General features: G+C 74.0%; 9 protein-coding genes and 1 pseudogene. 6 read left to right on the top strand and 4 right to left on the bottom strand.

Going from position 1 to position 14,498, the window contains the following annotated elements:
* The first annotated feature begins 6 nt into the window (after positions 1–6).
* From ACI78T_RS18915 to ACI78T_RS18905, 3 genes and pseudogenes are all read left to right on the top strand, one after another.
* A complete protein-coding gene (locus ACI78T_RS18915) occupies positions 7–732 on the top strand; it encodes a methyltransferase domain-containing protein (protein ID WP_456559672.1) in 726 nt (241 codons plus the stop codon).
* 174 nt (positions 733–906) lie between these two features.
* The gene (locus ACI78T_RS18910) at positions 907–1,884 is read left to right on the top strand and encodes a DUF3068 domain-containing protein (RefSeq protein WP_456559671.1); all 978 of its coding nucleotides are present in this window, start codon (positions 907–909) and stop codon (positions 1,882–1,884) included.
* A gap of 36 nt (positions 1,885–1,920) precedes the next feature.
* Positions 1,921–5,064, top strand: a pseudogene (locus ACI78T_RS18905) (alpha-(1->3)-arabinofuranosyltransferase domain-containing protein); the annotation flags it as partial.
* 944 nt (positions 5,065–6,008) lie between these two features.
* Here the strand turns inward: ACI78T_RS18905 and ACI78T_RS18900 are convergent.
* Positions 6,009–7,241: an acyltransferase family protein gene (locus ACI78T_RS18900; RefSeq protein ID WP_456559670.1), complete on the bottom strand. Its 1,233-nt coding sequence runs from the start codon at positions 7,239–7,241 to the stop codon at positions 6,009–6,011.
* 83 nt (positions 7,242–7,324) lie between these two features.
* Complete coding sequence (locus ACI78T_RS18895; protein ID WP_456559669.1) at positions 7,325–7,957, bottom strand: TetR/AcrR family transcriptional regulator; 633 nt, start codon at positions 7,955–7,957, stop codon at positions 7,325–7,327.
* 99 nt (positions 7,958–8,056) lie between these two features.
* Here ACI78T_RS18895 and ACI78T_RS18890 point away from each other — a divergent pair, with 99 nt between their 5' ends.
* From ACI78T_RS18890 to ACI78T_RS18880, 3 genes are all read left to right on the top strand, one after another.
* Positions 8,057–9,403 (top strand): MFS transporter, encoded by a 1,347-nt coding sequence (locus ACI78T_RS18890; protein ID WP_456559696.1) that lies wholly within the window; start codon positions 8,057–8,059, stop codon positions 9,401–9,403.
* Between the two features lie 67 nt (positions 9,404–9,470).
* Positions 9,471–10,946 (top strand): GntP family permease, encoded by a 1,476-nt coding sequence (locus ACI78T_RS18885; protein WP_456559668.1) that lies wholly within the window; start codon positions 9,471–9,473, stop codon positions 10,944–10,946.
* A gap of 57 nt (positions 10,947–11,003) precedes the next feature.
* On the top strand, positions 11,004–12,590 hold the full coding sequence (locus ACI78T_RS18880; RefSeq protein ID WP_456559667.1) for a glutamate synthase-related protein: 1,587 nt from the start codon (positions 11,004–11,006) through the stop codon (positions 12,588–12,590).
* A 34-nt stretch (positions 12,591–12,624) separates the two neighbouring features.
* Here the strand turns inward: ACI78T_RS18880 and ACI78T_RS18875 are convergent, their stop codons facing one another.
* Positions 12,625–13,263, bottom strand: coding sequence for an FMN reductase (locus ACI78T_RS18875; protein ID WP_456559666.1), 639 nt, complete (start codon positions 13,261–13,263; stop codon positions 12,625–12,627).
* The gene (locus ACI78T_RS18870) at positions 13,260–14,402 is read right to left on the bottom strand and encodes an LLM class flavin-dependent oxidoreductase (protein ID WP_456559665.1); all 1,143 of its coding nucleotides are present in this window, start codon (positions 14,400–14,402) and stop codon (positions 13,260–13,262) included. Before ACI78T_RS18870 ends, ACI78T_RS18875 begins: the two co-directional genes overlap by 4 nt.
* Positions 14,403–14,498: the final 96 nt, after the last annotated feature.

Here is a 14,498-nt window from a genome sequence, read left to right as displayed (position 1 = left end):
AGCGGAATGGCGCGTACCGCCACGTTCAGCCGTTCGGTCTCCCTCTTCCGCGCATTTCTCCGCGAGCAGTCCGACCCCGACCACTTCTACGGCGTGCTGGCGGCGGACTCGGCGCGCCAGCTGGCTGAGCACGTCGCCCTCGACGGGGCGCTGGTCCTCGACGTCGGGGGAGGCCCGGGGTACTTCGCCGATGCTTTCCGGAGCGAGGGGGCGCGCTACGTCGGCCTCGAGCCGGACGCCGGCGAGATGGTGGCGCGCGGCGAGCCGGAGCCAGGCACGGTCCGGGGGAGCGGCGAGGCCCTCCCCGTGCTGTCGGCGGCGGTCGACGTCTGCTACTCCTCCAACGTCCTGGAGCACGTTCGGTCCCCGTGGTCGATGACCGCAGAGATGGTCCGCGTGACCCGGCCCGGGGGCACGATCTTCCTGTCGTTCACCCCGTGGTGGTCGCCCTGGGGCGGGCACGAGACGGCGCCGTGGCACTACCTCGGGGGGCACCGCGCGGCCCGCCGGTACCGGCGGCGCACCGGGCACGAGCCGAAGAACCGCTTCGGCGAGTCGCTGTTCCGCGTCTCCGTGGGCGCCGCGCTCCGCTGGGCGCGGTCGTGCCCGGACGTCGAGGTGCTGGCCACCTATCCCCGCTACCACCCCTGGTGGGCGCGGTGGGTCGTCGCCGTCCCGGTGCTGCGCGAGGTCGTCTCCTGGAACCTCGTCGTCGTGATGCGGCGCCGCTGAGAAACGGCGCCGCCGTTCACCCCTGGGGGTGACTCCTTCACCCTGGTACCGCGCCGTATCGGGCCGTTGATACCGCTCCGTACCAGCCGGGGCTGGACAGCGGCCTACTCGTCAGTAGTGTTGCGGCGCTGCGACGCAACGGTGCCGTCGCGACGAGCTGGAGGAGCAATCGGCATGCGTGGACGCGCCATCGGGCTGGGGCTGCTGGGTCTGGGAGCGTTCCTGCTCGCCGCCGCGCTCGCCGTCCGCCTGTTCCTGGAGCCGGCGCTGGTCAAGTACCCGCTCGACCAGACGGCCAGCCCGACCGCGCAGGGCACCGACATCGAGTACTTCGACCTCGCCGCCGCGGAGCAGCTGAGCGGCCTCGAGGCCGACGTCCGCCAGGAGGTCCAGGGCGACCCCGGGTCGGAGGCGGCCTCCGACGACGTCGCGGTGTGGAACTTCGGCTCCACGATCACCGCCACCGACGGCACCCTCCTCAACGCCGGCACCTACCGGGTCTGCATCGACCGGCGCGAGGCCGTCGCGGTGAAGTGCGACGTCGACCACGTCGACTACGACGACGACGTCGACATCGAGGGCCTGACCCTCACCTTCCCGTTCGGCACGGAGCAGAAGGACTACGACGTCTTCAACTCCACGACCCGGCAGGCCTGGCCGGCCACCTTCGAGGGCGAGGAGGAGCTCGAGGGCCTCGACGTCTACCGCTTCGTGCAGCGCATCCCCGAGACCGTCATCCGCACGACCGACGTCCCCGCCGCCCTGGTCGGGTCGGACGAGGGCGGCACCGTGTCGGCCGACATCGTCTACAGCAACGAGCGCACCATCTGGGTGGAGCCGACCAGCGGCGTCATCGTGACCTCCGAGGAGCACCCGAACACGGTCCTCGTGGGCCCGGACGGCGACGAGGCCGCCACGATCCTGTCGGGCACCTTCGCCGGCGACGCCGACACGATCTCCGCCGGTGTCGACCGCGCCGAGGACATCGGCGGGCAGATCTCCTTGGTCAAGACCGTGCTGCCGCTCGCGCTCCTGGGGCTGGGCCTCGTCGTCATCGTGATCGGCGTCCTGCTCGTCCGCCGGGCCGGGACCGGGGCGCACCGCCCCGGGCAGTACGTGGCGCCGCCCGTTCGCGAGCCGCAGGTCCAGTAACCTCCGGGGGTGCGGCTGCGCCCCTCGGCCCCGCACATGGCAACGCTCATGACCCTTCCGGACGCACCCGCGTCCCCGCCGGCCGGTGGCCGGCCTCCATCCAGCGTGGAGGCCGGCCACCGGCCGTCTCCGGTGCAGCGACTGCAGGTCCTCGTCGCGTGCGCCGGGCTGGTCGTGCTCACCCTCAGCCAGCAGCCCGGCAAGGTCGTCGCCGACACCAAGCTGGACCTCGCCGTCGACCCGTGGGGCTTCCTCGGGCGGGCCCTCCAGCTCTGGGAGCCCGAGGGCTTCGCCGGTCAGGTGCAGAACCAGGCCTACGGCTACCTCTTCCCGATGGGACCGTTCTTCGCCCTGGGCGAGACGCTGGGCATCCCCGTGTGGGTGGTGCAGCGGCTCTGGATGGCCGCGTTGCTCTGCCTGGCCTTCCTCGGCGTCGTGGTCCTGGCCCGGCGGTTGCGGATCGGCACGCACGAGTCGCAGCTGCTCGCCGGCCTGGCCTACGCGCTCGCTCCGCGCATGCTCAGCGGCATCGGGGCCACCTCCATCGAGGTGCTGCCGATGGCCCTGGCGCCGTGGGTGCTGGTGCCCCTCGTCGCCGGGGCGCACGGGGGCTCACCCCGCCGGGCCGCCGCGCTCTCCGGGCTGGTGGTGTTCTGCGTCGGCGGGGTGAACGCGGTCGCCACGGCGGCGGTCCTCCCGCTGGCGGCGATCTACCTGCTGACCCGCCCACCCGGCCCGCGCCGGCGCCGGCTCGTGGCGTGGTGGGCCGGTGCCGTCGCGCTCGCCACGGCCTGGTGGGCCGGACCGCTCCTGCTGCTCGGGCGGTACAGCCCGCCCTTCCTCGACTACATCGAGAGCGCGGCGACGACCACCCGGCCGACCGGTCTGCTGTCGACGCTGCGCGGCACCACGCAGTGGGTCGCCTACCTCGCCCGGCCGGACGGGCCGCTGTGGCCGGCCGGCTGGGACCTGGTCCACGACACGCTGCCCGTCGTCGCCACGGTGGTGCTGGTCGTCGTGGGCATGCTCGGGCTGACGTGCTCGAACCTGCCCGACCGCGGCTGGCTGGTGCTCGGGCTGCTCGCCGGCGTGGTCCTCGTGACCGCCGGGCACCTCGGTCCGCTGCAGGGCTTCTTCGCCGAGCCGGTGAACTCCGCGCTCGACGGCGTCCTGGCGCCGCTGCGCAACGTGCACAAGTTCGACCCGGTGCTGCGCATCCCGCTGGTGCTGGGCATCGCCCACCTGACCGGGATCATGTTCCGGCGGGTGCGGCGCCCGGGCCGCGACCGGCTGCGCCCGGTGGCCCGGGCGGGGATCGGCGCCGTCGTGCTGGCCATGGTCGCCGTGGCCTCGCCCGCCGTGGCCGGCCGGCTGACGGCTCCCACCGGGTTCGCGGCGCTGCCCGCGTACTGGGAGGACGCCGCGGAGTGGCTGGCCGACGCGCAGCCCAGCGGCCGGGCGCTGGTGCTCCCGTCCTCCTCGTTCGGCACGTACGCCTGGGGCAGCACCGGTGACGAGCCCCTCCAGCCGCTGGCGGAGTCGGACTGGGAGGTGCGCAACGCCATCCCGCTGACGCCGGCGGCGCACATCCGGATGCTCGACGAGGTCGAGGAGCGCCTGGCGCGCGGGGAGGGCTCCGCCGGCCTGACGCGGTACCTGGCCAGGGCGGGGATCTCGCACCTCGTCGTCCGCAACGACCTGGACAGCGGCGCCGCGGGCGCGACGCGGCCCATCCTCGTCCAGCAGGCGCTCCGGGACTCGCCCGGCATCACGCGGGTCGCGACGTTCGGCCCGCAGTTCCCCGGCGGCACCTCGCTCTTCGGGCGGGCGCTGGACGCCTACCTCGCCACCCCCCGGCCGGCGCTCGAGGTGTACGCGGTGGCCGGCGCCGTGCCGGACGCCTGGACGACCCCGTTGTCCGACGCGGTCCCCGTCGTCGGCGGTCCCGACGCCGTGCTCGCCCTGGAGGAGCGCGGCCTGCTCACCGGCCGTCCCGCCCTCGTCGTCGACGACGGGGAGGCCGCGGACGAGGTGATGGTGAGCGACGCCCAGCTCCGCCGGGAGCGGACCTTCGGCCGGACGTCCGCCGCGGTCTCCGCGGGTCTCTCCCAGGACGACCCGCTGCGGCTGGAGGGGCGGGCCCGCGACTACCTCTACCCGGGCGCCGAGCACGGCGAGTCCGTCGTCCGCTACGACGGGGGCCGCGTGTCGGCCTCGAGCTCCGCGTCGGACGCCGACAGCTACGGCCGCTCCGTGCCCGCAGACCAGCCCTTCGCCGCGGTCGACGGGGACCTGACCACCGTCTGGCGCCCGGCCGACCGGCTCGGCGAACCGCAGCGGGTCTGGTGGCGCATCGACAGCGACGAGCCGATCACGGCCTCGTCCGTCGTGCTGCAGCTGGCGGCCGACCCCGACGCGGACGTCCCGGCCCGGCTGCGGCTCACCACGGACGCCGGCAGCAGGGTCGTCCCCCTCGAGGCGACGTCGCGCCCGCAGCGGCTGCAGCTCCCCTCCGGGAGCACGCGGAGCCTGACCCTGGAGGTCGTGGGGGACGAGACGGGCCGCACCACCGAGGACCTCGCGATCGCGGAGCTCGACGTCCCGGGCGTCGAGGTGTCGCGCACCGTCGTCACGCCCAGCCCGTCGGGGCCGGCCTCGGTCTACGCCTTCGACGCCTCCTCCCCGGCGGAGTCCGGCTGCGCGGTGGTCGCCACCGGGGACACCCGGTGCGCCGGTCAGCTGGTGCGCGGGCCCGAGGAGTCGGCCGGCCTCGACCGGGTGTTCACCACCGTCCAGGCCGCGGCCTACGACATCTCGGTCACGGCCGTGCCCCGGCCGGGGGGAGCGCTCGACGCCCTCATCGCCGCGGCCGCGCGGCCGCTGGGCCCGGACGTCGCCGTGTCGAGCACGGCGGTGCCCGACCCGCGGTCGGGTGCGGACGCCGCGGTGGACGGCGACCTGGGTACCGCCTGGGTGGCGTCGGCCGGGGACCGCGCCCCCGCTCTCACCCTGGACTGGTTGCAGCCCCGGACGATCGACGGCCTCCGCGTGGTGCTCGACGCCGACACGGCCGCCTCGGTCCCGACGGCCGTCCGCGTCAGCGCCAACGGTCTCGAGCGCACGGTGGAGCTCGACGACGACGGACGGGCGAGCTTCCCGGCGCTGACCACCGACCGGCTCACGCTCTCGTTCCCGCTGCGCCTGGAGACGACGTCCTTCGACCCGTACACGCGTCTGGTCAGCACCCTCGGCGTCGGCATCTCCGAGCTCGAGATCGACGCCGTCGCCTCGCGCGACGCCGGCACGGTGGTCGAGCTCCCCTGCGGTGAGGGGCCGGTGGTGACCCTCGACGGGACGTCCCGGCAGACCTCCGTCCGCACCACGCTGGGTGCCCTGCGGACCCTCGAGCCGGTGCAGCCGGTGATCTGCCCGGAGACCGCCGCCGACCAGCGGCTGCCCCAGGGCGAGCACCGGTTCACCGCCGCCGACACCGACTCCTTCGCCGTGCGGTCGGCGACGCTGGTGCGGTCCGACGCCGCCGTCGGCGCCGGGCGGCGCACTGCCGCTGACGTGTCGCGGTGGGACGCCGAGCACCGCGTGGTCGAGGTCGGCCGGCGTTCCGAGCCGACGCTGCTCGTCGTCCCGGAGAACACGAACCCTGGCTGGGTCGCCACCCTCGACGGCCGGGAACTGGAACCGCTGGCCGTCGACGGCTGGCAGCAGGGCTACGTGCTGCCCGCCGGAGCCCCCGGCGAGGTGCGGCTGGACTTCGCCCCCGGGGACACCTATCGGACCGCGCTGCTCGGAGGCGCCGCGGCGCTCGGGGTGCTCGCCGTCCTCGTCCTGGTCCCGGCGCGGACGTCGGGCCCGCCGGCGACCGGCCGCCGCCGGACGGCCGGCGCGGTCACCGTGGCGGCCGCGGTCGGCTCGATCGGCCTCGTCGGGGGCGTCGCGGGGCTCGTCGCCCTGGCGGCGGCCCTGGCCGCCGCGTGGCTGGCCGGCCGGCGCCGCCCCCTCGTCCTGGGCCTGCTGACCGCGGCGGCGCTGCTCGCCGCGCTGACGGTGGCGCTCGTGACGGGCACCGTCTGGGAGGCGCCGTCGGGCGACCCCGGCGTCCCGGTGGTTCAGGCGCTCGCGCTGCTCGGGATCTCCGGCGCCGTGGCCTCGCTCGTCGCCGTCCGCTTCCCCGCCCGGTCCGGGACCAGCCCCCGCCAGCGGCGCACCGGCCGCTCGACGAGCAGGTAGAGGCCCGCTGCGACCGCCACCGAGACCAGCCAGGTCGCGATCAGCACGAGCAGGAAGTTGCCGGTGAAGGTCGTCCAGCCCAGCAGCGCGTAGCCGCCGGCGAGGATCGGCACGTGCACCAGGAAGAGGCCGTACGAGATCTCGCCGAGGGACGTCACGAGCGGTCCGGAGAGGGCGCGGCGGATCAGACCCTGGCGCTGGTCGCCGAACACGAGCGGCAGGATCAGCAGCCCCGCGACCCCGAGGTAGAGCAGGTTCTTGGTGACCGCCTGCCCCGGTGAGGGCGCCACGAGGTCGAGCGGCCCGGCGAACGGCGTCGTCGAGAACCAGAACAGCACGCCTGCGGCGGTCCAGCACGTCGCCGGGCTCGAGCCCAGCTCGGTCGCCAACCGCACCGGTCGCCAGGTGCGGTCGGAGACCGACAGCACCGCCAGCACCATGCCGGCGCCGAACCAGCCGAAGAACGACGGGAGCCAGAGGTCCATCTGCACCGGGAGAGGACGGGCGACCCACACCCAGACCAGCCAGAGGACGCCCACCAGGGCCGCGACGCCGAGGGCGACGAGGACGCGCGCCGGCCGCTCCGGCCGGGGGCCGTACAGCCGGACGAGACCCGCGCCGAACAGCGGGAGCAGGAGGTAGAACGAGACCTCGGTCGAGAGGCTCCACGTGTGGGAGAGCCCCTCGGCGACCGGCACGGTGACGAAGTTCTGGACGAGCGGGAGGTAGCTGGCCCACAGGGCTGGGCCGGCGCCCCGGTTCTCCGGGAGCAGCAGGAGCGCGGCGGTGACCGTCAGCCAGTAGGCCGGGAGGATGCGCAGCGCCCGCCGCCATAGGTAGGCGGCCGGCCGGGGGCCGGGTCGGCGTCGGGCGGCGGCCAGGAAGATCGGCCGCGAGAGCAGGAAGCCCGACAGGACGAAGAAGATCGGCACACCGATGTCGAAGCGGGCGAACGCCCGGCCCAGCAGCGAGCTGGTGTCTCCGCCGGTCCAGAAGGCCACGTGCGTGCCCACCACGGCCGTCGCGGCGAGCGCCCGGGCGCCGTCGAGGGCGGGGAAGGCCCGCTCGGCGCGGGCCTCGGGGCCGCCCTCGAGCGTCGTGGATGCGGTCACGGGTTCCTTCCGGCGGGACGGCGCGGACCCGCAGAGCGTAGACAGAACCGGTTACCGGCCGGTAGGTCGTGGCCCCGTACGGGTCAGTCGCGCCGTTCGAGCAGCCCGATGACGATCGCGGCCGCGGTGTCGTCGTCCTCGCGCAGGAGCTCGGCCTCGCCCCGCTCGACCCGGGCCAGCATCAGCTCGTTGATCCCGCCCACGGCCGCGACGAGGAGGTCCCGGCTCACCGGCCGGACCTCGTCGGGGTGCTCGGCGACGAGCGCCGCCGCCACCTCGGTGAGCAGCTCGACGTAGCGGTCGATCATCTGCCGCCGCAGGGCCAGCGCCGGCCGGCCGGCCGCCTGGACCTCGACGAGCGCCGCCCAGGCCACGGCGGGGCCGTCGGCCAGGGTCTCGAGGTACGCGCCGACGCCCGCGCGCACCCGGTCGCGCCAGGGCAGCCCGGCCTGCCGGGCCTCTTCCTGGGCCTGCCGGACGCGGTCGAGCACCTTGTCGTTCGCCCGCGAGTACAGCTCGAGCAGGCAGTGCTCCTTGTCGCGGAAGTGCGCGTAGACGACGGTCTTGGACACCCGTGCCGCGGCGGCGATGTCGGAGATCGTCGTGGCCTGGTAGCCCTTGCCGACCATGCAGGTGGCGAGCGCCCAGAGGATCCGGCCGCGACGGGGGGCGTCGTCCACGGCCGGGTCGTCGGCGGGGTCGACCAGGGTGTGCATCGCGGCGAACTGTAACGGGCAGGAAGCGCCCGGGTGAGCGAACTCACCGCGGCGTCGCGGAAGCAGCGCCGTCGGTCCGGTGTCCTCCATGGGGTGACGATGCAGCCAGCCGGGGACGGCGCTCCGGTCGTCGAACGGCCGTCGGCCCGCGCCTGGACCGTGTGGCTGGTCGCGCTGACCGCCTACACGGTCGCGGTCTTCCACCGGGCGTCCCTGGGGGTGGCCGCCGTCGACGCGCAGGAGCGGTTCTCCGCCGGCGCGTCGGCCGTCTCGTTGTTCCTGGTCCTGCAGCTGGCCGTGTACGCGGGGCTGCAGGTGCCGGTGGGCGTGGCGCTGGACAGGTTCGGGTCCCGCCGGATGATCCTCGCCGGCGCGGTGACGATGGCCGCCGGCCAGCTCGTGCTGGCTCTGGCCACCGACGTGCCGACGGCGGTCGCCGCGCGCGTCCTGGTGGGAGCGGGCGACGCGATGACGTTCATCAGCGTCCTGCGGGTGGTCGGGCTCTGGTTCCCCGGGCGCACCGTCCCGCTGATCACCCAGCTCACCGGGATCCTCGGCCAGCTCGGCTCGGTCGCCGCCGCCTACCCGCTGGTCGCCCTGCTGCACGGCACCAGCTGGCAGACGACGTTCCTGGGTGCCGCCGCCACGGGCGTCCTCGTCGCCGTCCTGGTGCTCGTGGCGCTGCGCGACGCCCCCGAGGGGACGGTGCTCGCGCCGGCCGCGGGTCTGGCGGAGCTGCGTGGCAACCTGGCCGCCACCTGGCGCGAGCCGGGCACGCGGATCGGGCTGTACACGCACCTGGTCACCCAGTTCTCCGGGACGGTCTTCGCGCTGCTGTGGGGCTACCCCTTCCTCGTCGTGGGGGAGGGGCTCTCGCCGGGCGTCGCCGCGTCGCTGCTGACCCTGCTGGTCGTCGTCGGCATGGGGGTGGGCCCGCTGTTCGGCCGGCTGTGCGGGCGCTGGCCGCTGCGCCGGTCCGACCTCGTCTTCGGCATCCTCGCCGTCACCGTGACCATCTGGACCGTCGTCCTGCTCTGGCCCGGGCGCGCGCCGCTGCCGCTCCTGGTCGTGCTCGTCGTCGTCCTCGGCACCAACGGGCCCGGGTCGATGATCGGGTTCGACTACGCCCGCACGGAGAACCCGGCGGAGCGGATGGGGAGCGCGAGCGGCGTGGTCAACGTCGGCGGCTTCGTGGCGTCGCTGCTGACCATCCTCGCCGTGGGGCTCGTGCTCGACGTCCTCACCCCGGGGTCGTCCACCGACTACGACCTCGACGCCTTCCGGGCCGCCTTCGCGGTGCAGTACGTCTTCTGGGCGATCGGCCTGGTGGGGGTGCTCCGGCACCGCCGCCAGCTGCGCGGGCGGCTCGCGCGCGACGGCGTCGTCCTCGCCCCGCTGACCGTCGCGGTGCGTGCCCGGCTGCGCGGGGGCTCGGCCTACCGCTGACGGCGTCGGATGGCGGGCGTCCGCCACGGCGCGCAAGATCACCTCCCGAGACCGCTGGGAGGCGTCCATGACCGAGGTCGAACCCGCGCTGGGGGCAGGTCCGCTGCTGCTGATCGCCGCAGCGGCGGTGCTCGTGCTGCTCTTCCTGATCATGCGGCTGAAGATGCACGCGTTCCTCGCGCTCATCCTCGTCAGCCTGCTGACGGCCCTGGCGGCCCAGGTCCCCCTCGAGGACGTCGTCACGACGCTGACCACGGGCTTCGGCTCGACCCTGGCCAACGTCGCGCTGCTGGTGGGCCTGGGCGCCATGCTCGGCCGGCTGCTGGAGTTCAGCGGCGGGGCCCAGGTCCTCGCCGACTCGCTCATCCGACGCTTCGGCGAGAAGCGCGCACCGCTGGCCCTCGGCGTCGCCGCCCTGCTGTTCGGGTTCCCGATCTTCTTCGACGCGGGCCTGGTCGTGTTCCTGCCGATCGTGTTCACCGTCGCCCTGCGCCTGGGCGGGTCGCTGCTCACCTACGGGCTCCCGGTCGCCGGCGCCTTCGCGGTCATGCACGCCTTCGTGCCGCCGCACCCCGGCCCGGTCGCGGCCGCGGAGCTGATCGGCGCCGACATCGGCCTCGTCCTGGTCTTCGGCCTGCTGATCGGGCTGCCCACCTGGTACCTGGGCGGGTACCTCTTCGGCCTGTGGGCCGGCCGCCGCTACGACGTCGCCGTCCCCGACATCCTCGGTTCGGACGAGGACCGCTCCGGCGGCGGGGGATCGTCGGGTGCGCCGGACGCCGCGGTGGAGGGGACCTCACCGGCCGCGGGGGACGGCTCCGCGCCGACCCGGACCGCCCGGCGGACCGCCGGCCCGCCGTCGTTCGGCACGGTCATCGCGATCCTGCTCCTGCCGCTGGTCCTGATCTTCCTCAACACCGGCCTGAGCACGCTGGCCACCGCCGGCGCCCTGGACGAGGGGTCGTTCGTGGTCCGGGCGGGCCAGCTGATCGGTGCGACGCCCGTCGCCCTGCTGATCACGGTCCTCGTCGCCAGCTACGTGCTGGGGACCCACCGCGGCACCGACAAGGCCGAGGTCGAGTCGGTGGTGAACTCCGCGCTCGGGCCGGTCTGCTCGATCATCCTGATCACCGGCGCGGGCGGGATGTTCGGCGGCGTGCTGCGAGCCAGCGGGATCGGCGAGGCGCTGGCCGACGTGCTGGCCGACATCGGTCTGCCCGTGATCGTCGCGGCCTTCGTCATCGCGGTGCTGCTGCGGATCGCCCAGGGGTCGGCCACCGTCGCGCTCACCACGGCCGCGGGCCTCATCGCGCCGGTCGTCGAGGCGAGCGACGGGCTGACGAGCATCGACCTCGCCCTCATCGTGATCGCGATCGCGGGCGGCGCGACGGTGCTCTCGCACGTGAACGACTCGGGCTTCTGGCTGGTCAGCCGGTTCTTCCAGATGGACGAGAAGACCACGCTCAAGACGTGGACGGTGATGGAGACGCTGCTGGGCACCATCGGCTTCGTCCTGGCGCTGGTGCTGAGCCTGCTGCTCTGACCCGGCCCGCGTCCGTTCGACTGTCGCGGAGGACCCACCGCTGGGATCGTGACCCGCATGAACCGCGTAGCACGCGCGGCCGCCGCCGGGCTGTCCGCCGTCGCAGCCGTCGCCGCCCGGGACCTGCTCCAGCGGGAGCACACGCTGCTGCGCAACTTCCCGGTGATCGGGCACGCGCGCTACCTGCTCGAGTCGATCGGCCCGGAGCTGCGGCAGTACCTCGTCGCGGGCAACAACGAGGAGCGCCCGTTCACCCGCGACCAGCGGCGGTGGGTGTATGCCTCGGCCAAGGGCGACAACAACTACTTCGGCTTCGGCACCGACAACGACCTCGAGTACACGGCCGGGTACCCGGTCATCAACCACCGGACGTTCGGACGCGCGGTGCCCGCGACCAACGTGCACACCGGCCACGACGTCGACCTGCCGTCGGCCAAGGTGCTGGGCGGTCCCCGCGGGCGCCGGCTGGCCTTCCGCCCGTCGTCGGTGGTCAACATCTCGGCGATGAGCTTCGGCTCGCTGTCGGGTGCCGCCGTCGAGGCGCTGAACAGGGGCGCCGCGCTGGCCGGTTGCCTGCACAACACGGGGGAGGGCGGCGTCTCGCCGCACCACCGGCACGGCGGCGAGCTGGTCTACCAGATCGGGACCGCGTACTTCGGCTGCCGCGACGCCGAGGGGCGCTTCGACCTGCAGCGGCTGAAGGCGCTGGTCGCCGGCGCGCCGGTGCGGGCGCTGGAGATCAAGTTGAGCCAGGGGGCGAAGCCCGGCCTGGGCGGGGTCCTGCCCGGCGCGAAGGTGTCGGCCGAGATCGCCGAGACCCGCGGGGTGCCGGAGGGCGTGGACTGCATCAGCCCGTCACGGCACGCCGAGTTCTCCGACGTCGACAGCCTGCTCGACTGGGTGGAGCTGCTGGCGGCCGAGACGGGCCTGCCGGTCGGCATCAAGTCCGCCGTCGGCGACATGCGCTTCTGGGACGAGCTGACCGACCACATGGCCGCCGGCGGCCCATCCGGACGTCGAGGCGTCGACTTCGTGACGATCGACGGGGGCGAGGGCGGCACCGGCGCGGCGCCGCTGATCTTCACCGACTCGGTGTCGCTGCCCTTCCAGCTCGGCTTCGCCCGGGTGTACGCGACCTTCGCCCGCAAGGGGCTCGCCGAGGACGTCACGTTCATCGGCGGCGGCAAGCTCGGCCTGCCCGACAACGCGACGGTGGCGTTCGCGCTGGGCTGCGACATGGTGAACGTCGCCCGTGAGGCGATGCTGGCCATCGGCTGCATCCAGGCCCAGAAGTGCCACACCGACACCTGTCCCACCGGCGTGGCCACGCAGAACGCGTGGCTGGCCCACGGCCTCGACCCGGCGCTGAAGTCGGTGCGGGCGGCCAACTACGTGCGCACGCTCCGGCGCGACCTGCTCAAGGTGGCCGAGGCGTGCGGCGTCGAGCACCCGGGGCTGATCGACTCCGGCTCGGTCGAGGTGCTCACCGGCCGGACGGCGTCGCGGCCGCTGCACGAGGTGTACGAGTACGAGCCCGCCTGGGGGCTGCCCTCGGCGACCGACCGCGCGGAGATCGCCCGCATCATGCGCGGGGAGTCGGAGGGCGGCGGCAGCGCGCCGCCCTCCGCCACCGCGGTCGGCTGAGGGCCATAGTGGCCACGATGGCCCTCGGTGGTCGCTAGCGGCCCTTCAGGAGGTCCTCGAAGGACGTCGTCGGATCGGCGAAGGGGTCCACCGGCCGGGCGCCGGCCGGGCGGCCGGCGACCAGGTCGGCGAGCTCGCCCGCGGCCCGGTCGATGCGGCCGGCCAGCGCGCGGTCGATGCCGCCCGCCCCGGCCCAGTCCTCCGTCGCCGCGAACACGGCCGTCGGCACGGTCACCGCGCGCAGGTAGCTGAACAGCGGGCGGACGGCGTGCTCGAGGGCCAGGGAGTGCCGGGCGGTGCCGGCGGTCGCCCCGAGGAGGACGGGCTTGCCGATCAGCGCGTCCTTGTCCAGGACGTCGAAGAACGTCTTGAACAGGCCGCTGTAGGAGGCGGAGAAGATCGGCGTCACGGCGATCAGGCCGTCCGCGCCGGTCACCGTGTCCACCGCCGTCTGCAGGGGCTTGTTGGCGAAACCGGTCACGAGGTTGTCGGCCAGGTCGCGGGCGTGCTCGCGCAGCTCGACGACCTCGACCGTGGTGTCCTCGCCGCGGTCCTTGAGCGCCGCCACGGTGGCGCTCGTGAGCCGGTCGGCCAGGAGCCGGGTCGACGACGGGACGCTGAGACCGCCGCTGACGACGGCGATGTTCCTGACGTTCCCGGCCCGCGTGGTCATCGGACCTGCCCCGTCACGTCGTCGGCGCCCGCGTAGACCGTCGCGTCCTTCGCGCCACCGGCCGCGGCGACCAGCGACTCGTGCGTCGGCGCCTCGGGGACGTGGGCCGGCTTCAGCGCGGCGAACTCCTTGCGCAGCACCGGCACGACCTCCTCGCCGAGCAGGTCCAGCTGCTCGAGGACCGTCTTCAGCGGCAGGCCGGCGTGGTCGATGAGGAACAGCTGGCGCTGGTAGTCGCCGACGTAGTCGCGGAAGCCGAGGGTCCGCTCGATGACCTGCTGCGGGCTGCCGACGGTCAGCGGCGTCTGGGAGGTGAACTCCTCCAGCGACGGGCCGTGGCCGTAGACCGGGGCGACGTCGAAGTAGGGGCGGAACTCGTTGACGGCGTCCTGGCTGTTCTTGCGCATGAACACCTGCCCGCCCAGGCCGACGATGGCCTGGTCGGCGCTGCCGTGGCCGTAGTGCTCGTAGCGGCGGCGGTAGAACTCGACCATCCGCTGGGTGTGCTCCGGCGGCCAGAAGATGTGGTTGTGGAAGAACCCGTCGCCGTAGTACGCCGCCTGCTCGGCGATCTGCGGGCTGCGGATCGAGCCGTGCCAGACGAACGGCGGGACGCCGTCGAGCGGGCGCGGGGTCGAGGTGAAGCCCTGCAGCGAGGTGCGGAACTTCCCCTCCCAGTTCACGACGTCCTCGCGCCACAGCCGGCGGAGGAGCGCGTAGTTCTCGACCGCGAGCTCGATGCCGTCGCGGATGTCCTTGCCGAACCACGGGTAGACCGGCCCGGTGTTGCCGCGCCCCATCATCAGGTCGACCCGGCCGTCGGCCAGGTGCTGCAGCATCGCGTAGTCCTCGGCGATCTTCACCGGGTCGTTGGTGGTGATCAGCGTCGTGGACGTCGAGAGCTGGAGCTTCGTGGTGTTCGCCGCGATCCACGCCAGCGTCGTGGTGGGGGAGGAGGAGAAGAAGGGCGGGTTGTGGTGCTCGCCGAGGGCGAAGACGTCGAGCCCGACCTCCTCGGCCTTCCGGGCGATGGTCAGGACCGCCTTGATCCGCTCGGCCTCGGTCGGGGTGCGACCGGTGGTCGGGTCCTGCGTGATGTCGCTGACCGTGAAGATGCCGAACTGCATGTCGGTTCCCATCGCTAGTTGAGAGTGCAACTACCGCCCCGCACAACAGGAGCACCCCCGGATCTATGCCCGCCGTCCCATCCCACCACCCCGGACCGGGGACGGGCC

The organism is Blastococcus sp. SYSU D00922, assembly GCF_054050495.1.
This window is presented reverse-complemented; position numbering and strand designations above follow the sequence as displayed.